Annotated in this window: 21 protein-coding genes; 14 read left to right on the top strand and 7 right to left on the bottom strand. The window is 61.9% G+C overall.

The genetic code is table 11. The annotated features are described in order from the left end of the window. Window positions 1-19 precede the first annotated feature (19 nt). The gene (locus RHIBUN_RS0119605) at window positions 20-1,102 is read right to left on the bottom strand and encodes a tetratricopeptide repeat protein (protein ID WP_025660873.1); all 1,083 of its coding nucleotides are present in this window, start codon (window positions 1,100-1,102) and stop codon (window positions 20-22) included. 10 nt (window positions 1,103-1,112) lie between these two features. After that, the gene (locus RHIBUN_RS0119600; protein ID WP_025660872.1) at window positions 1,113-1,766 is read right to left on the bottom strand and encodes a thiamine phosphate synthase; all 654 of its coding nucleotides are present in this window, start codon (window positions 1,764-1,766) and stop codon (window positions 1,113-1,115) included. A 107-nt stretch (window positions 1,767-1,873) separates the two neighbouring features. Between RHIBUN_RS0119600 and RHIBUN_RS0119595 the strand changes: the two genes are divergently transcribed. Both RHIBUN_RS0119595 and RHIBUN_RS0119590 read left to right on the top strand, forming a co-directional pair. Continuing rightward, complete coding sequence (locus tag RHIBUN_RS0119595; protein WP_025660871.1) at window positions 1,874-2,638, top strand: sulfite exporter TauE/SafE family protein; 765 nt, start codon at window positions 1,874-1,876, stop codon at window positions 2,636-2,638. A 69-nt stretch (window positions 2,639-2,707) separates the two neighbouring features. Further along, a complete protein-coding gene (locus RHIBUN_RS0119590) occupies window positions 2,708-2,968 on the top strand; it encodes a metalloregulator ArsR/SmtB family transcription factor (RefSeq protein ID WP_018858893.1) in 261 nt (86 codons plus the stop codon). A gap of 154 nt (window positions 2,969-3,122) precedes the next feature. Here the strand turns inward: RHIBUN_RS0119590 and RHIBUN_RS35510 are convergent, their stop codons facing one another. Continuing rightward, window positions 3,123-3,296, bottom strand: coding sequence for a DUF465 domain-containing protein (locus RHIBUN_RS35510; RefSeq protein WP_018858894.1), 174 nt, complete (start codon window positions 3,294-3,296; stop codon window positions 3,123-3,125). A gap of 230 nt (window positions 3,297-3,526) precedes the next feature. Here RHIBUN_RS35510 and RHIBUN_RS0119580 point away from each other — a divergent pair, with 230 nt between their 5' ends. The 8 genes from RHIBUN_RS0119580 to RHIBUN_RS0119545 all read left to right on the top strand — a co-directional run bounded on the left by RHIBUN_RS0119580 (window position 3,527) and on the right by RHIBUN_RS0119545 (window position 10,413). Further along, the gene (locus tag RHIBUN_RS0119580; protein ID WP_025660870.1) at window positions 3,527-3,730 is read left to right on the top strand and encodes a DUF465 domain-containing protein; all 204 of its coding nucleotides are present in this window, start codon (window positions 3,527-3,529) and stop codon (window positions 3,728-3,730) included. Between the two features lie 16 nt (window positions 3,731-3,746). Beyond that, window positions 3,747-4,241, top strand: a complete 495-nt coding sequence (gene purE / locus RHIBUN_RS0119575; RefSeq protein ID WP_018858896.1) for a 5-(carboxyamino)imidazole ribonucleotide mutase — start codon at window positions 3,747-3,749, stop codon at window positions 4,239-4,241. Continuing rightward, window positions 4,238-5,314, top strand: a complete 1,077-nt coding sequence (locus tag RHIBUN_RS0119570; RefSeq protein WP_025660869.1) for a 5-(carboxyamino)imidazole ribonucleotide synthase — start codon at window positions 4,238-4,240, stop codon at window positions 5,312-5,314. Before purE ends, RHIBUN_RS0119570 begins: the two co-directional genes overlap by 4 nt. Window positions 5,315-5,478: 164 nt before the next feature. Continuing rightward, a complete protein-coding gene (gene ykgO / locus RHIBUN_RS0119565; RefSeq protein ID WP_003582204.1) occupies window positions 5,479-5,604 on the top strand; it encodes a type B 50S ribosomal protein L36 in 126 nt (41 codons plus the stop codon). A gap of 103 nt (window positions 5,605-5,707) precedes the next feature. Further along, entirely contained in the window at window positions 5,708-6,322 is a 615-nt protein-coding gene (locus RHIBUN_RS0119560; protein ID WP_025660868.1) for a hypothetical protein, read from the top strand. 63 nt (window positions 6,323-6,385) lie between these two features. Further along, on the top strand, window positions 6,386-7,459 hold the full coding sequence (locus RHIBUN_RS0119555; RefSeq protein ID WP_025660867.1) for an alpha/beta hydrolase: 1,074 nt from the start codon (window positions 6,386-6,388) through the stop codon (window positions 7,457-7,459). A 97-nt stretch (window positions 7,460-7,556) separates the two neighbouring features. Next, on the top strand, window positions 7,557-9,296 hold the full coding sequence (gene ggt / locus RHIBUN_RS0119550) for a gamma-glutamyltransferase (protein WP_025660866.1): 1,740 nt from the start codon (window positions 7,557-7,559) through the stop codon (window positions 9,294-9,296). Between the two features lie 142 nt (window positions 9,297-9,438). Beyond that, window positions 9,439-10,413, top strand: a complete 975-nt coding sequence (locus RHIBUN_RS0119545) for a threonine/serine dehydratase (RefSeq protein ID WP_025660865.1) — start codon at window positions 9,439-9,441, stop codon at window positions 10,411-10,413. Window positions 10,414-10,447: 34 nt separating this feature from the next. On the opposite strand, the gene RHIBUN_RS0119540 is transcribed toward RHIBUN_RS0119545, so the two are convergent. Next, window positions 10,448-11,245, bottom strand: a complete 798-nt coding sequence (locus tag RHIBUN_RS0119540; RefSeq protein WP_025660864.1) for an SDR family oxidoreductase — start codon at window positions 11,243-11,245, stop codon at window positions 10,448-10,450. Between the two features lie 119 nt (window positions 11,246-11,364). Here RHIBUN_RS0119540 and RHIBUN_RS0119535 point away from each other — a divergent pair, with 119 nt between their 5' ends. Then, the gene (locus RHIBUN_RS0119535; RefSeq protein WP_025660863.1) at window positions 11,365-12,309 is read left to right on the top strand and encodes a GlxA family transcriptional regulator; all 945 of its coding nucleotides are present in this window, start codon (window positions 11,365-11,367) and stop codon (window positions 12,307-12,309) included. Here the strand turns inward: RHIBUN_RS0119535 and RHIBUN_RS0119530 are convergent. Continuing rightward, window positions 12,300-13,229: a LysR substrate-binding domain-containing protein gene (locus RHIBUN_RS0119530; protein WP_025660862.1), complete on the bottom strand. Its 930-nt coding sequence runs from the start codon at window positions 13,227-13,229 to the stop codon at window positions 12,300-12,302. The two genes, RHIBUN_RS0119535 and RHIBUN_RS0119530, sit on opposite strands and share 10 nt — an antisense overlap. Window positions 13,230-13,336: 107 nt before the next feature. Between RHIBUN_RS0119530 and RHIBUN_RS0119525 the strand changes: the two genes are divergently transcribed. The 3 genes from RHIBUN_RS0119525 to RHIBUN_RS0119515 are packed head-to-tail and all read left to right on the top strand — an operon-like array spanning window position 13,337 to window position 14,702. Continuing rightward, window positions 13,337-13,756, top strand: a complete 420-nt coding sequence (locus RHIBUN_RS0119525) for a tautomerase family protein (RefSeq protein WP_025660861.1) — start codon at window positions 13,337-13,339, stop codon at window positions 13,754-13,756. Next, on the top strand, window positions 13,753-14,154 hold the full coding sequence (locus tag RHIBUN_RS0119520; RefSeq protein WP_025660860.1) for a cupin domain-containing protein: 402 nt from the start codon (window positions 13,753-13,755) through the stop codon (window positions 14,152-14,154). The genes RHIBUN_RS0119525 and RHIBUN_RS0119520 overlap by 4 nt, the downstream gene beginning before the upstream one ends. Then, on the top strand, window positions 14,151-14,702 hold the full coding sequence (locus tag RHIBUN_RS0119515) for a DUF4865 family protein (RefSeq protein WP_025660859.1): 552 nt from the start codon (window positions 14,151-14,153) through the stop codon (window positions 14,700-14,702). The genes RHIBUN_RS0119520 and RHIBUN_RS0119515 overlap by 4 nt, the downstream gene beginning before the upstream one ends. A gap of 90 nt (window positions 14,703-14,792) precedes the next feature. Here the strand turns inward: RHIBUN_RS0119515 and RHIBUN_RS0119510 are convergent, their stop codons facing one another. Continuing rightward, a complete protein-coding gene (locus RHIBUN_RS0119510) occupies window positions 14,793-15,428 on the bottom strand; it encodes a LysE family translocator (protein WP_025660858.1) in 636 nt (211 codons plus the stop codon). 161 nt (window positions 15,429-15,589) lie between these two features. Continuing rightward, window positions 15,590-16,051 (bottom strand): group II intron maturase-specific domain-containing protein (locus RHIBUN_RS0119505; RefSeq protein ID WP_025660857.1); only part of this gene is annotated, 462 nt, incomplete at its 5' end.

Below are 16,051 nucleotides of genomic sequence, written 5' to 3'. Positions count from 1 at the left end.
GAGCCTTTCAGGGGTTAAATCACTGAAGGCGGCGGAATTTGTTGGCAGCATCGATGGCCGCCTTCTGCTGGTCGTCCTCAATGCCGAGATAGAAGTCTTCAAGTTCCGGGTCGGGCAGACCGGCGCGGCGCGACAGGACATACCATTTCGCGGCCTCGACAGGATCCGGCTTGGTTCCAAGCGCGTTGATATAGAGGTGCGCGAGCTTGTTCTGCGCAACGACGTTGCCACGATTGGCGGCAAGCCTCAGCCACTGGAAACCCTTGACGAAATCGCGCGGGCCGTTTTGACCGTTGACCAGCCAGATGCCAAGATCGACTTGGGCGGTGTCGAAGCCGGCATGCGCAGCACGTGCCATCCATTCGCGCGCCAGCTCCTTCTTTTCCTCCGGCAAGTCGGGCAGCGAGGCGTAAATCTCCGCCACCGCATACTGCGCGTCGGCGATGCCCTGTTCGGCAGACTTCTCATAATAAGGCAGGGCAAGCTTCAATCCCTTGTCGCCGGGATTGTCGGTCGTGAGGATCTGGCCCCAGTTGAATTGCGCCGAAGCATTTCCGCCATCGGCCGCCTTGTGCATGTATTCGTCGGCCTTGGCCTTGTCGCGCTTGACGTACCGGCCCTCGATCAGCATCAGCGCGTATTTGAACATTGCTGCAGCGTCGCCGCCTTCCGCACCGTTGCTGTACCAGAAGGCCGCGTTCTTCATGTCGCGTTTGACGCCCAGCCCGTCCGCCAGAAGCTCACCCATAAGCGTCTGCGCTGCCGGATCGCCGAGTTGTGCCCGGGCCAGAGCCTTTTCCATCGCCGTCAGATAGTAGCCGCGCTGATAGGCGCCGTAGGCCTCATCGACAACGCCCTTATAATCCTTTTCCGGCGGCAGGTCCGGCAACTTCGCGCCCATGCGGTCGAAAACGCCAACGCCCGTCGAGGGTCCCGTGCCATCGGTCTGCGGCCGCCCGGCTTTGAGCGACTCTGGGGCGGTCGCCAGTGGCCGTGTCACGACATTGTCGACAACCTGGGCCGAAGCGCCATGGGTAAATCCCACCAAAATGGCGACAGTAAAGGCAGCGGACAGGCGCAGATGACGGGCTAGGATCGGCATGAGCGCGATATCAATCCTCAAACCGTGGCGCTTTTTCGTCCAAGAGCGCATTGATCTCGGCGACGATGGACGGCGCACGCCCGGCTTCCGCGAAAACCGCCAGCCGCAGCGCGACGAACTCCGCGCCGGTTTCGGCAACGGCCAGTGCGGAAGCTGGATCCGTACCGCCCATCACGATGCACGGGATCTCGATCATCGAAGCCCACCACTCGCCGAGCGCGAGGTTCTTGGGGTGCGCCTCCGGCTTGATGTCGCCGTCGAGCTTGCCGAAGAAGATGTAGTCCGGTCGCTCCTCGCCGATCTCAAGCGCATGGTGGCGATCAGCGGCATTGCCGCCGCCGACGATCAGCTTGTCGGCATACTTGTCGATCGCTTCGGAAATTTCGCTCGCCGGACCGGTCAGATGCAGGCCATCCGCCTTGCTGCGCCCGACGACGCGGCTGTCGCCCGCTAGCAGTGCGGCCGCACCTGACTCCTGAATGATGGGAACCAGCTTCTCGGCGTGCTTCTGGAACTCGCCGTCATTGAGGCTGTATTGCGGTACGATCACCGAGGCGACGTCACCGCCCTTCAAGGCGTCACCGACGATCTTCGCCTGCTCGTCGACATCGGCAATGTCGGGCGCGATCAGAACTAGGCGGCAGCGGTTTTCCGGTTCGGTCATGAACTCTTTCCATTTACAGCAGGACAGGTCGTTTTGCGGCCTATCTGCACTCGTCTCGTGTGAGTAGTTCCGTTAGACGGGACTGGCAAGTGGAGGATTTCAAAAGCATGCCGATGGACTTGTCATTTTACTACGCCGCCGTTCCTGCTGTCATCCTCGTCGGATTGGCGAAAGGCGGCATGGGTGATGCCTTGTCGCTGATCGGATTGCCGTTTCTCGCTCTCGTCGTCTCGCCCGTTCAGGCCGCCGCGATCCTGCTCCCGATCCTCGTTTTCATGGACATGATCTCGCTCGTGATCTGGCGCGGACACGGCGACTGGACAACGCTGAAGATCATGCTGCCGGGCGCATTGTTCGGCATCGGGCTCGGCTGGGCGACTTCGGCGCTCGTTCCAGGCAATGCGCTTCGCGTCGTCATCGGCGCGGTCACCATCCTCTTTTGCCTTCGTTACTTCTGGAACAACTTCGGCCCAGCAGCCGGAAAGCATACGCCACCTCGAGCCCAACGGCCGCTGCTTGCGACGACGTGGGGAAGCCTGTCCGGCTATGGCAGCTTCGTCGCTCATGCCGGCGGAGCACCGTTCCAGATCTATGCCTTGCCGCTGCAGATGCAGCCACGGGAGTATACGGGAACCAGCGTCCGCTTCTTCGCAATTCTCAACGCCGTCAAGCTCATACCCTACTTCGCGCTCGGCCAGCTCGACACGCAGAACCTCTCCACATCGGCCACGCTGCTGCCGTTCGCGCCGCTTGCGACGATTGCCGGCGCCTGGTGCGTGCGCCGGATGAAGCCCGCGATCTTCTACCCTTTCATGTACGCCATGGCGCTCATTGCCGCCGTCCTGATCGCGAAGGAAGGCTTGGGTTTCTGACAATTTTGGGTTTCGTTGCGTCGCACAATTTCCTTGCCCGATTGCGCCGTTTGACGTAGCGTTTTCGCTATGTCGAACGTGGATCCCTTCACCGCGATAGCCGACCCTCACCGGCGCTTCCTGCTGGAGGAGTTGCGACGCGCGCCGAAGACCGTGAGCGAACTTGCCGAGGGGTTGCCGATCAGCCGCCCCGCCGTCTCCCAGCACCTCAAGGCGCTGCTGGACTGCAATCTGGTTTCGGTGACCGCAGAAGGCACCCGACGCATTTATGCGGTCAACAATCGCGGCTTCGACAGGCTCAATCTCTGGCTCGATCAGTTCTGGGCCTAGCCCGACCGCTCAAACGAAGGACGCCGGCTCGCGACTTTCCGTCGGAGCCGGCGCCATAACCGCCTGTCGAGCACGAACTGGTCTAAGCTTTTGGTGAAATTGGAGTTTTGCCCTCCTCGCCTAGGGCCGCGTTCGTTGATTTATTGCATCCTACTCAATGGAAGGATGATTTAAGGCGCTCAATCTCGTCCTTGATCCGCAATTTTCTGCGTTTGCACTCAGCTACTTCATTATCGTTTCGGGAGGGGGATGTCATAAGCGAATGCAACTCCTCCTCGAGAGCAACATGCTTTTTCTGGAGTGACTCAAGATGAGCTTGAACAGTCATTTGACCCTTCCTTCCTCTTACCTCTCCCCGGCCAACACCGCCGGAGATCCAAGGCGTCAACCCTTCGACTGTGACATATTTTTGAAGCCTTGTCGAAGGTGAAAGCAAGGAGAACACGTGGCAAAATCATGACGAACAGCCGCTAGCCGTTACCTCCAATTGGTGATAGGAGCTTGCGGAAATTATCGGCAGAACGGACGATGTCCGAAGACGGTTATGGGGAATGCAAAATGGCCGATCAGGAACAGGCGGAAATCAGGCTCATGGTCGCAAGACTGCGCCAGGAGCACGAGGATTACGACGCCGCCATCAACGCCATGATTGCCACAGGATGCGACGCATTGCGCATCCAGCGCATGAAGAAGAAGAAATTGGTCATCAAGGACAAGCTGTCCAAGCTGGAAGACCAGATCATCCCTGACATCATCGCCTGAAGGGAACGCCGTGACGATGACAGACAGACCATCCGTTGCCATCATCATGGGAAGCCAGTCCGATTGGGAGACCATGAAGAACGCCGCCGACACGCTGGAGGCGCTCGAAATTCCCTATGATGCGCGCATAATATCGGCCCACCGCACACCGGATCGCCTGGTGAACTTCGCAAAGTCCGCCCGCGATGAAGGCTTCAAGGTGATTATTGCTGGCGCCGGCGGCGCGGCCCACCTTCCCGGCATGGCCGCAGCCATGACGCCGCTGCCAGTTTTCGGCGTCCCGGTCCAATCCAAGGCACTGTCAGGTCAGGACAGTCTTCTTTCCATCGTCCAGATGCCGGGCGGCATCCCGGTCGGCACGCTTGCCATCGGCAAGGCGGGTGCGATCAACGCTGCTCTTCTGGCAGCAGCCGTACTGGCATTATCGGACGAAGAGATTGCCGACCGGCTCGACGAATGGCGCGAGCGCCAGAGCGCCGCGGTAGCCGAATATCCGATGGACGACCTATGACAGTAAGAACGATCGGCATCATTGGCGGCGGCCAGCTCGGCCGCATGCTTGCCATGGCCGCTGCACGACTGAACTTCCGCACCGTCGTCCTGGAACCGCAGGCCGACTGTCCAGCAGCGCAGGTCGCCAACGGACAGATCGTCGCCGCCTACGACGATCCTGCAGCGCTGGCCGAACTTGCGAAGGCTTGCGACGTCGTTACCTATGAGTTCGAGAATGTTCCGGTAACCGCCGCCGAAACCCTTGCAAGTAAGGTCCCGGTCTATCCACCACCGAAGGCGCTCGAGGCCGCACAGGATCGGCTGGTCGAAAAGCGCTTCATCAATGGATGCGGCATCCCGACGGCGCGCTTCCATGCGGTCGACAGCCAGGCCGATCTCGAAGTGGCCCTGAAGGACTTCGGCGGACGCGGCGTCCTCAAAACCCGCCGCCTCGGCTATGACGGCAAGGGACAGAGAGTATTCCGCTCCGCAGCCGATGCGCCGGATGGCGCCTTTGCAGCACTCGGCAACGTGCCGCTCATTCTCGAGAGCTTCGTTGCCTTCGAGCGCGAGATCTCGATCATCGCGGCGCGCGCGGCCGACGGCACCGTCGCCTGCTACGACCCAGCCGAAAACATTCACCGCAATGGCGTCCTGCACACGTCGACCATACCCGCGTCCATCGCTGCGGAAACGGCAGCCGCCGCCAGCGAAGCCGCCGAGAAGATCCTGGCGGCGCTCGGCTATGTCGGTGTCATCGGCATCGAATTCTTCGTGCTCGCGGACGGCAGCCTGATCGCCAATGAAATGGCGCCCCGTGTCCACAACTCCGGTCACTGGACGGAAGCCGCTTGCGTTGTCTCGCAATTCGAGCAGCATATCCGTGCCGTCGCCGGCATGCCGCTCGGCAATGCCGACCGCCACTCGGACTGCGTCATGCAGAACCTGATCGGTGACGATATTCTGGCCCTGCCCGACTGGCTGCAGCGACCCGACACGCTGGTCCACCTCTACGGCAAGACGGAATCCCGCCCCGGCCGCAAGATGGGCCACGTCACCACGTTGACCGCAAAATTGCCGGTTTTTCCCTGACAAAAGCCGCTTCGGCCACGGGAAAAACACCGTCATGTGGTTGACACAGCGGAACCGTCGGGTTATCTGCACGCCCAACCTGAAGAGCGCGCCCTGAGCGCGCTTTTGAATGTAATAGATACGGGCGAATGTGAATTCCCCCTCAAACATCGCGGATCAAAACAATGAAGATCAAGAATTCGCTCAAGTCGCTCAAGGCTCGTCATCGTGACAACCGCCTGGTTCGCCGCAAGGGCCGCATCTACATCATCAACAAGCTGAACCCGCGCTACAAGGCTCGTCAGGGCTGATATAGCGCGCCTGTACGGCTTCGTGGCATTCTGCGCCCGCCGTCCGGGGATTGCTTCTGCAATCAAATCAAATTGTTTTGATCTTCAGCGATGGCGGGCTACTATGTCCGCCATGCGCTTTTTTGCTATGACCTGCGCGGCGTTGCCGCTGTCCCTTATCTTGTTCGCTCCTGTTTTCCCTGCCGCAGCTGCGGACAAGGATGTCATCGTCGAGCAGCCGGGCGCAAACCTCTCACCCAAGCAGCATGTGAATCAGCTCTTCGAACAGCTGAAGCGCGAGCGCGACCCTGACAAAGCAAGCGGTATCGCCGATGAAATCCGTACCGAGTGGAACGACTCGGGCAGCGCGACCGTCAATCTCCTGATGCAGTGGGCCGACAAGGCGATCCAGGAGAAGCGCACCGCCGCCGCCCTCGACTTCCTCGATCAGGCGATCGCCCTCAAGCCGGATTACGCAGAGAGCTGGAATCGCCGGGCGACGCTCAACTACGCCAATGACAACTATCGCAAGTCCATGTCCGACATCGAGCGCGTGCTTGACATCGAGCCCCGCCACTTCGGCGCGCTCTCCGGCATGGCCGCCATTCTAATGGAAACGGGCAACGACGCGCTGGCCCTGAAAGCCTGGGAACGTTTCCTGGCGATCTATCCTGCCAATCGAAGCGCCCAGGAGCAGATGAATACACTCTCCGAAAAGCTGGCCGGCAGCCGCACCTGATCTTGACGGCGGCGCGCGCAGCCCAATCTTAGCCTCGGTTACGTGATTTCAGCAGATATTGCCATGCTTGCCGAAGCTTCCGCTTTCATTGCCTCTGTTGCCGCCGCTGTTGGCTACTCCATCTACATGGAACGGCAGTTCGAGGCCAATTATCCCAATATTGGCGAACTTACCGATATCGGCGGTTACCAGCTGAATGCCGTCCATGTTCCACGTCCCGAAACCGCCGATCTACCGCCGCTGGTCTTTATCCACGGAGCAGGCGGCAATCTGCTCGATCAAGTCGGCGCCTTCCTGGGATCGCTAGAGGGCCGTGCAGAGATGCTGTTCGTCGACCGGCCGGGTCATGGCTACTCGGAACGCGGCGGCCCCGAGAATGCCCTGCCGTCCGGACAGGCGGACGCGATCGCAACGCTGATGGAGAAGCGGGGAATCAAACGGGCTATCATCGTTGGCCACTCCTTCGGCGGCGCCATCGCGGCCGCCTTCGGCGTGCGCCATCCCGACAAGACGGAAGGCCTGCTCTTTCTCGCCCCCGCGACTCATCCCTGGCCGGGCGGCATCGATTGGTATTATCACCTGGCTGCAATGCCCATGCTCGGCTGGCTCTTTACCCACGCCATTGTCGTGCCGCTAGGTTTGCGACGGCTGGAGCAGGCGACGATGAACGTCTTCCGTCCCAATCCGCGCCCGGAAGACTATATCGCGAAGACAGGCCCCACCTTGGCGCTACGTCCGCGCGCCTTTTACAACAACGCCATCGACTGCACCCGCCTGCTGGCTTACCTCAAGGCGCATTCTCCGCAATATTCCAGGATCACCGCACCTGCTGTCGTCATCACCGGTGACAGCGATGCCATCGTCTGGGAACATATTCATTCGCAAGGACTGGCCCGCGATATCGCCGGCTCCGAACTAGTGAGGATACAGGGCCTCGGCCACAAGCCGGATTATGTGGTCACCGACGTCGCCATTGCCGCCATGGAGAAGATCAGTGGCGCGACCCGCGACCTTCAGGCCGCCGCCCGCCAGGCCGAGCACCGCTTGGTGCACCAAAAGCCCGCGCGGCCGCCAGACATTGCCGCGCCCTTCGGCGATCCAGCGAGCCTGTCCGGGCCCGTCGCAACCGAAAACTAACCTTTCAGTAACGGAACACACCACTGCTGAGCGCAGTGCATTGCCGAGCGCTCGTTGCGTCCCATATCCATCGCACCGTCATGCTTTGAGGGAAGTCATGGATCAGCCCAACATCAGAATATTCGCGGTTGCCGCCGCACTGTCGCTCTCACTTGCACCGTCGGCGTTCGCCGCCTCGCCCGCGCCCGTTGAAGCCGAACATGGCATGGTGGTGACCGCACAGCATCTGGCGACCGATGTCGGCGTCGGTGTCCTGAAGAACGGCGGCAATGCCGTCGATGCCGCGGTTGCGGTTGGCTACGCCCTCGCGGTCGTCTATCCGACGGCCGGCAACATCGGCGGCGGCGGTTTCATGACGATCCGGCTGAAGGACGGGAAGACGACATTTCTCGATTTCCGCGAGCGCGCGCCGCTCGCAGCCACCAAGACGATGTATCTCGATGCGAAGGGCGATATCGTTCCCCGCGCCAGCCTCGACGGCTATCTCGCCGTCGGCGTGCCCGGATCCGTGATGGGCTTCGAGACGGCGCGAGAAAAGTACGGCACGAAGTCGCGACAGGATCTGCTGGCGCCGGCCATTCGCTACGCCAAGGAAGGCTTCACGCTGGAACAAGGCGACGTGGCCAACATTTCCGGCAGCGCCAAGAGGCTTGCGAAGGATGAAGCCGCTGCAAAGATCTTCCTGAAAGCAGAAGGAAAGCCATACGCCGCAGGCGAAAAACTGGTGCAACCCGACCTCGCCGCCGTTCTTTCCAGCATCGCCGACAAAGGGCCCGACGCTTTCTATAAGGGCATGCCGGCCGACGCGATCACCAAGGCGAGCCAGGCGAAGGGCGGCATTCTCGCCAAGGAGGATTTCGAGCAGTACGCGGTGCGTGAACTGAAGCCCGTCGAATGCAGCTACCGCGGTTATGACATCATCTCTTCGCCTCCCCCCTCCTCCGGTGGCGTCATCATCTGCGAAATCCTCAACGTGCTCGAGGATTACCCGCTCTCCTTCCTCGGCTACGGTTCTGCTGAGACGGTTCACCTGATGGTAGAGGCGATGCGCCATGCCTATGTCGACCGCAACGCTGCCCTCGGCGATCCCGACTTCGTGGAGAACCCGATGTCGACATTGCTCGACAAGAGCTACGCCAAGGCGATCCGCGCCAAGATCGATCCCTATAAATCCAGCACGTCGGCCGACCTGAAGCCGCTCGGAGCCAAGGAAAGCGTCGAGACCACGCATTATTCCATCATCGACGACGAAGGAAATGCCGTCGCGGTCACCTATACGCTGAATGGTTCCTTCGGCGCTGGCGTTGTCGCGCCCGGCACCGGCATCCTGCTCAACAACGAGATGGACGACTTCACCTCGAAGCCTGGCGTTCCGAACCTCTACGGTCTCGTTCAGGGCGAGGCCAATGCGATTGCACCGAAGAAGACGCCGCTCTCCTCGATGAGCCCGACGATCGTGACCAAGGACGGCAAGCCCTTCATGGTCATCGGCAGCCCCGGTGGATCGCGCATCATCACCATCACCCTCGAGGCGATCCTCAACGTCATCGATTTCGGCATGGACATCAGCCAGGCGGTCAACGCCCCACGCATTCACCACCAATGGCAGCCTGACAAGATCTATCTCGAGCCCTACACGCTCTCGCCTGATACGATCCGGGCGCTGATCGCCATGGGCCATACACTGGATGACGGCAGCGGCCCACCGCAATGGGGGCAGGCCGCCGGCGTCCTTGTCGGCGGAAAGAGCCTCGCCGATATCGAGAAGGGTGGCGGCGCACGCTACAACGGCGCGATGGACAGCCGCGCCTCCGAGGGCTCCGCCGGCGGATACTGATTATCGGATGCGAGCGCGGAGGTAGTCGCCGTTGATGCTGGCGCGTAGTATGGCGCTTTTCGTGTCACGGTGACAAAGTCGTCGTTCACAAGCATCACGTGTAGCCTTATGCAGGGGCATACCGTCATTCGAAAGAGTCTCCATGACCAGCATTGAAATGATCGTTGCCGCCCGCGCCCGTCTGCGCGGACATACGCGCCGCACGCCCCTTCTCTCCTCTCCCTTCATCGACGAGCTTGCCGGACGGCGGGTATTCGTGAAGGCCGAGTGCCTCCAACATACCGGCTCCTTCAAATTCCGCGGCGGCTGGTCCGCCGTTTCCGCACTCGATCCGGCCGTACGCGCGCACGGTGTCATCGCTTTCTCGTCAGGCAATCACTCGCAGGGTGTGGCGCTCGCCGCCAAGCTTCATGGCGTGCCTTCGGTGATCATCATGCCGTCGGACGCCCCGAAACTGAAGATTGCCAACACCCGCGCCCTCGGCGCCCAAGTCGTGCTCTACGACCGCGCCACACAGGATCGCGACGCCATCGGCGCCAAGCTTTCGGGCGAACACAAGTTGACCCTGATCAAGCCGTTCGACGAGCCCCAGGTGATCGCCGGCCAGGGCACGACGGGTCTCGAGATCGCCGAACAGGCGGAAGAGGAAGGCATCATGGCTGCCGAGGTGCTGGTGCCCTGCGGCGGCGGCGGCCTGACGTCGGGGATCGCGCTTGCGCTCGAGGCTAGCGCGCCTGCGTTCCGCGTGCGTCCCTGCGAGCCTGAAGGCTTCGACGATACGACACGGTCGCTGGCCTCAGGCAAGATCGAGCGCAACGCGGCGATGACCGGCTCCATCTGCGATGCGATCATTACCCCGCAGCCCGGCAATATCACCTTCCCGATCCTGCAGCGCCTTGCCGGCCCCGGTATCGTCGTGACAGACGAGGAGGCGCTTCGCGCCATGGTGATAGCCTTTGTGCGACTGAAGATTGTCGTCGAACCGGGCGGCGCGGTCGCCCTTGCCGCAGCGCTGTTCCACGGCGATGAGATGGAGGAAGACAACGTCGTCGTCGTCACCTCGGGAGGCAACGTCGACGCCGATATCTTCGCCGGCGCACTGGCCCGGCACGGGTAGAGGCAGAACAAGCCTGCCCACCCCGTCTCTTACGCTACGCAGCCTTGTAGCGCGCCGCGGGTGCCGACCGTGACAGGTTCGGCATCAGCGCCTGGCGTGCATCCTCGTAGGCCTTCAGCAATCCGGCATCCTCGAGCGCCGGGATCGTCGCGAATTCACCTTGGTCAAAGCCGGAAAGAGACGCATCCACCATGTCTTCCGCCTGCATGACGATCTCGGTCGGCAGGTGTTCGACCGGCGTACCGGCAATGCCCCAGAATTCGGTCGCCGTCGCCCCCGGCAGCACCGCCTGAACGCGGATATTCTTATCCGCCAGCTCGTGCTTCAGCGATTGGCTGAAAGCAAGAACGAACGCTTTGCTTGCCCCATAGACCCCATTCAGAACTTCAGGCGCGATCGCCACGATCGACGCAATGTTGATGATCGAGCCGCCGCCGCGGGCCGTGAAACCGGGCACGACTGCGTAGGTCAGCCGCATCAGCGCTGTAACGTTGAGATCGACCATCGCCTGCATCTTGTCGACATCGGAGGCCAGCAGCGGCGCGGTGCCGCCGACGCCGGCATTGTTGACCAGAAGGGTGATGCTGCGGTCGTTCTTCAACACCGCCTCGACACGCGCCAGATCAGCCTTATTGCCGAGATCGGCAGGCACCGTTTCAACCGTCCTGCCCGTCTCCCGGGTCAACTTGGTCGCAAGCTCGGAAAGGCGCTCGGCATTGCGCGCGACTAGAATGAGATCGTAACCCCGCTTTGCGAGCCGGTGGGCGTAGATGGCGCCGATCCCCGATGATGCGCCCGTAACGAGTGCGGTTCCTTTGTGCTGCTCGGTCATTGTCGTTCTCCGTGTTGGGCAACAGCGCCTGCTGTTGGCCTGAGGAGAGTCTTACGCCTGATTGCCAATGTCTTGAATGTCATATAAACAACCTTTTAGGACAAACGGAGTTTCGAGCCATGCAGCGCATTGCCGTCCTGCTCTTTCCCGGCTTTCAGATGATGAGCCTCGCCGCCATCTCCGCCTTCGAGTTCACCAACCTCGAACTCGGCGAACAGGTCTACGACATCGCCTATCTCTCCGAGACCGGTGGGCCGGTGCGCGGCTCCTTCGGCGTCACGATGGAGACGACGCGGTTCGACGACCCCACTTTCGATACTCTGCTGGTGTCGGGCGCCGTCGGCATCAAGCTGCCGACCCCACGAGAAGGCGAATTCATCCGCAACGCGCTTGCCGCCTCCCGCCGCGTCGCCTCGATCTGCACCGGTGCATTTCTGCTTGCCGACGCGGGTGTGCTGGACGGCCGGCGCGCCACGACGCATTGGCTGCTCGCTCGAGAGCTGCAATCGCGCTACCCCAAGGTCAGGCTCGAGGAGGATCGCATCTTCATCATCGACGGCTCTGTCTGGAGCTCGGCGGGCATGACAGCCGGGGTCGATCTGGCACTTGCCATGGTCGAGAAGGATCACGGCGCCGACATCGCCCGCGCCGTTGCCCGCAAGCTCGTCGTCTACCACCGCCGGGCCGGCGGCCAATCGCAGTTTTCCGCGCTGTTGGAACTGGAACCCAAATCGGACAGGATCCAGAAGGCGCTGGCCCATGCGCGCAGCAACCTGAAGAACACGCTATCCGTCGAAGAACTGGCAGAAGCAGCGGCGCTCAGCCCCCGCCAGTTCAGTCGGACCTTCCGCGCCGAGACAGGGCAATCGCCCGCAAAAGCGGTGGAGAACCTGCGCCTCGAGGCGGCCCGGCTGATGATGGAACAGGGCCGGCATCCGATCGACGTCGTTGCCACGGAGACAGGCTTCGCGGATCGTGAGAGGATGCGACGCGCATTCCTGCGCGCTTTCGGCCAGCCACCGCAAGCGATCCGCCGCAACGCGCAGCGCGAATATCAGGCATAGGCTCTTGCCGCCGGGCGGACCGCCTGCGGCACGACATCAGCAACGGCCTCCCGCACCGATTGCAGCATGATGGACGCAAGCCGCGCCGTCGCCGGCCCAGGCTCCGCCTCGGCGCGATGCAGGACGAGACCGAGCGAGGGAAGCTCCGGCAAGCCGGCTGCGTCGGCGACAATCGGCTTGACCTTTCGCGGCAGCCCGATCGGTGTGCGAATGGTAATGCCGAGGCCAGCGGCAGTCGCCGCCCACAATCCGCCGAGGCTCGGACTGACGAACGCAAGCCGCCACGGAATGCCCGCCACGTCGAGCGCCTTGGTTGCCGCGGAGCGCAACAGGCACGGGGCTTCCAGCGAGGCGAGGGGCATCGGCTCGCCGCCGCCGAGGCTCCAGTCAACAGCCCCTTCCGCCGGCCCGATCCATCGCATCGGCACTTCGGCGATCTGCTCGCAATGCGGCGTCAACGTGCCATCACTCCACGCCAGTGCCAGATCGAGCTTTCCTGACGTGACGCGCTCGATCAGTTCGACATTGCGCACCACGCGCGCCTCGATGCGGACCTTTGGATGCGCGCGCGCAAAGCGGCCGAGCACGTCGGGCAACAGGGTCTCGCCGAAATCCTCCTGCAGCCCGAGCCTGACCCAGCCCTCCAGCTCGATGCTCTGCACGGCTGCGGCCGCTTCGTCGTTGAGTTCCAGCAACCGCCGCGCATAGGCCAGCATCGTCTCGCCGGCATCGGTGAGCGCAAGGCCGCGCCCTGCCTTGCGGAAGATCGGCGTGCCCGCCTGCTCTTCCAGCTTCTTCAACTGAGCGCTGACCGCCGAGGTCGAGCGGCCAAGCCGGTCGGCCGCTCGCGCGAAGTTGCCGAGCTCCATTCCGGTCGCAAAGGTTCTCAGAACATCGAGATCGAAGATCGTCCGTCGCATCACAATAGTCCCATTTTTAAGGATCATATGTTCAATTAATTCTGATTTTCCGCAATATCGTGGCGTGCGATGCTTCTTCTGTCAAGAATTCACCGAAGGAGGCCGTCATGCCCTTTGTTCGTATCTCTCTGCTACGCGGCAAGTCGCCGGAGTATCTTCGCGCCGTTTCAGACAACATTCATCGCGCCATGGTCGAGACGTTCAATGTGCCGCCTGCCGACCGCTTCCAGGTCATCCACCAGCATGAACCGGGCGAACTGATCTTCGACCGGAACTATCTCGCCGGACCGCGTTCCGACGACTTCGTGCTTTTCGCCATCACCGCCGGAAAGCCGCGCTCGACCGAGACCCGCCAGGCATTCTTCAAGCGCGCGGCCGAGCTTCTCGGACAGTCGCCGGGCATCCGGCCGGAAGACATCATGATCGTCGTCACCACCACATCACCGGATGAGTGGTCGTTCGGCGATGGAAAGGCGCAGATGAGCGAACCCGGCTGGGAAGCCCGCGCCTTCGGGAGTGCGGGATGATGGGCAACCCTGAACGCATGACGATCCAGCGTCCGGGCAATGCCGTCCGCTCGCCCGTCGATATTGCCACCGCGCCCTTCTGGGTGGAGATGCTGTTGGAAGGAAGAGCCGGCGGCGAGAACACGGCGATGCGGGCAAGCCTCGATCCCGGTACGATCACGCGCTGGCACACGCATCCGCGCGGGCAGCTGCTCCATGTTCTAACTGGTAGAGGCCTGGCGCAACGCGAGGGTGGCGCGGTCGAAGAGTTGCGGACCGGCGATGCTATATGGTTCACCGCCGGCGAGAAGCATTGGCGCGGCGCCGGACGCGACAACCCGTTCAGCTACATCAGCCTCCAGGCAACCGAAGCCGGCCGCAACGTCGACTGGCTGGAGCCGGTGGAGATCCGTTCATGATGGCGATGCAGTACAGCTTTACCCTGCCGGCCGAATATGACATGTCGATCATCGACCGGCGCATCCGCGACAAGGGACCGATGCTGGACGGATTTCCGGGTCTCGGCTTCAAGGCATATCTAAGCGCCCGCAAGGGTGAATTCGGATCCCGCGAAAACCTCTATGCGCCCTTCTATCTCTGGCACCAGCCGGAGCGCGCCAGCGACTTTCTTATCGGCCCTGGCTTCGAGGGAGTGACACAGTCTTTCGGCTGGCCCGGTGTGAAGACCTGGATCCTATGGCAAGCGGAAACCGGCTCCGCGGTCGCAGAGGCGAAATTTGCTGTCGAAGAGATAGTCGCCATCGAGCCCTATTCCCCGCTCACCGAGATCAGAGACGTGGAGGTCAGGCAGGCGCAACGAGAAGCACGACAGGTCGACGTCCTGGCCTCGGTTTCGGCCTTCGAGCCTACCAACTGGACGCTGGTGCGCTTCAGCTTGCGCCGATCGGCGCCGCTTATTGCAGGTTCAGGCCAGATCTATCGCGTCGGGCACGTATCCCTGCCCTAGGGCCCTTCACTGGGGTATGCCCTTCGCCAATCGCCCCTGCCCTGTCGAAAACCTGCTCCGGCAGAACGCTTCATTTAACTCTGAAAGGCTCTAGACCGTCGCCCGACGATAGAGCGCAAGCGAACCGGCCAGGGCAAGCAGCGCGGCGCCGCAGGCGCGCTCAAGCCCCAACGCGCCGTTCGTCTTGAGGAATCGGACGGCCTGCACGCCGAACACGGCATAGGCCAGCATGATCATGAAATCGAGGGAGGCGAACACCAGTGCTAGCACGCCATACTGGGTTGCCTGCAGGGTGGTCGGATCGATGAACTGTGGCAGGAAGGCCGAAAAGAAGAGATAGCCCTTCGGATTGGTGACTGCGACCATGAAGCTGTTCAACGCGATCGAAACCGGCGTCCCGCCCGCATCCGCCGCCCCCTGCCTCAACGCCGCATCGATCGTGCCTTTCGACCGCAGCATCATGATCCCGAGAAACGCCAGATAAGCTGCCCCAACGTACTTCAGGGCCGAGAACCAGAATTCGGAAGCCGCGAGCAGTGCCCCGAGACCGATCGCAACGGCGCCGATCAGGACAAAATCCGAGAGCACCGCTCCAACCATGCCGGCAGCGGCACGCCTGACGCCGTAGCGGGAGCCGTTGGTCATTGCCAGGAGTACGGTCGGCCCCGGCGTGGCAATACCCACGAAGGAAACGACTGCGAACGCAAGAAGTGTGACTGTTTGCATGGTGCCCTCCCGATCTCTGCAGGGGAAACTTGCATGTGCATCGGCCATACACAAGGGGCGTCGGGCTGACTGAAATCGGCATAGGGGGCGATCGATGTGATCGCACCCCTGCCACACCACCCGGCATGTGGGTCCGCACCGGGCGGTTCGAGAGATTGAGGTTAGACGAGCCTGGGCATTCCAAGTTGGTCAGCCCATCTAATGGTGAGGGTGGCGTTAAGGAGCTTGCCGCTGTTGCGCCACCAGCGACCGGCATTTGCTGCCACTTGCTGGGCCACCCCAGGTTTCGCTCCCCTTGCCATCATNTCCCGAAAGATCGTCCTGCCGTGCTTCCATTGCTTGAGCTGGATTNCCCTCACACGATGGCGCATCCACTCGTCCAGCGCTTGCCAGACCCGAGGTGTTTGCGCCAGCCGGAAGTAGGCTTTCCATCCGCGCACGAAGAGGCGCAGCCGTTCTGCCACCGCTTTCAGGGATCGACCCGTCACGCGCGGTGTCAGTTCGCGAATGCGCTCCTTGAACGCCTTGATTGCCTTGTCGGCAACCCGTCTCTTGACCACCCGCCCTGGTGCTTTGAAGAAAGCATAGCCGAGGAATTTGCGGCCGAAGACGGTGGCAACGGC

It is taken from the genome of Rhizobium sp. IBUN, from assembly GCF_000510625.1.
GTDB classification, from domain to species: domain Bacteria; phylum Pseudomonadota; class Alphaproteobacteria; order Rhizobiales; family Rhizobiaceae; genus Rhizobium; species Rhizobium altiplani.
Note: the sequence above shows the minus strand (reverse complement) of the source record. Positions and strands in the feature narration are given on the sequence as shown.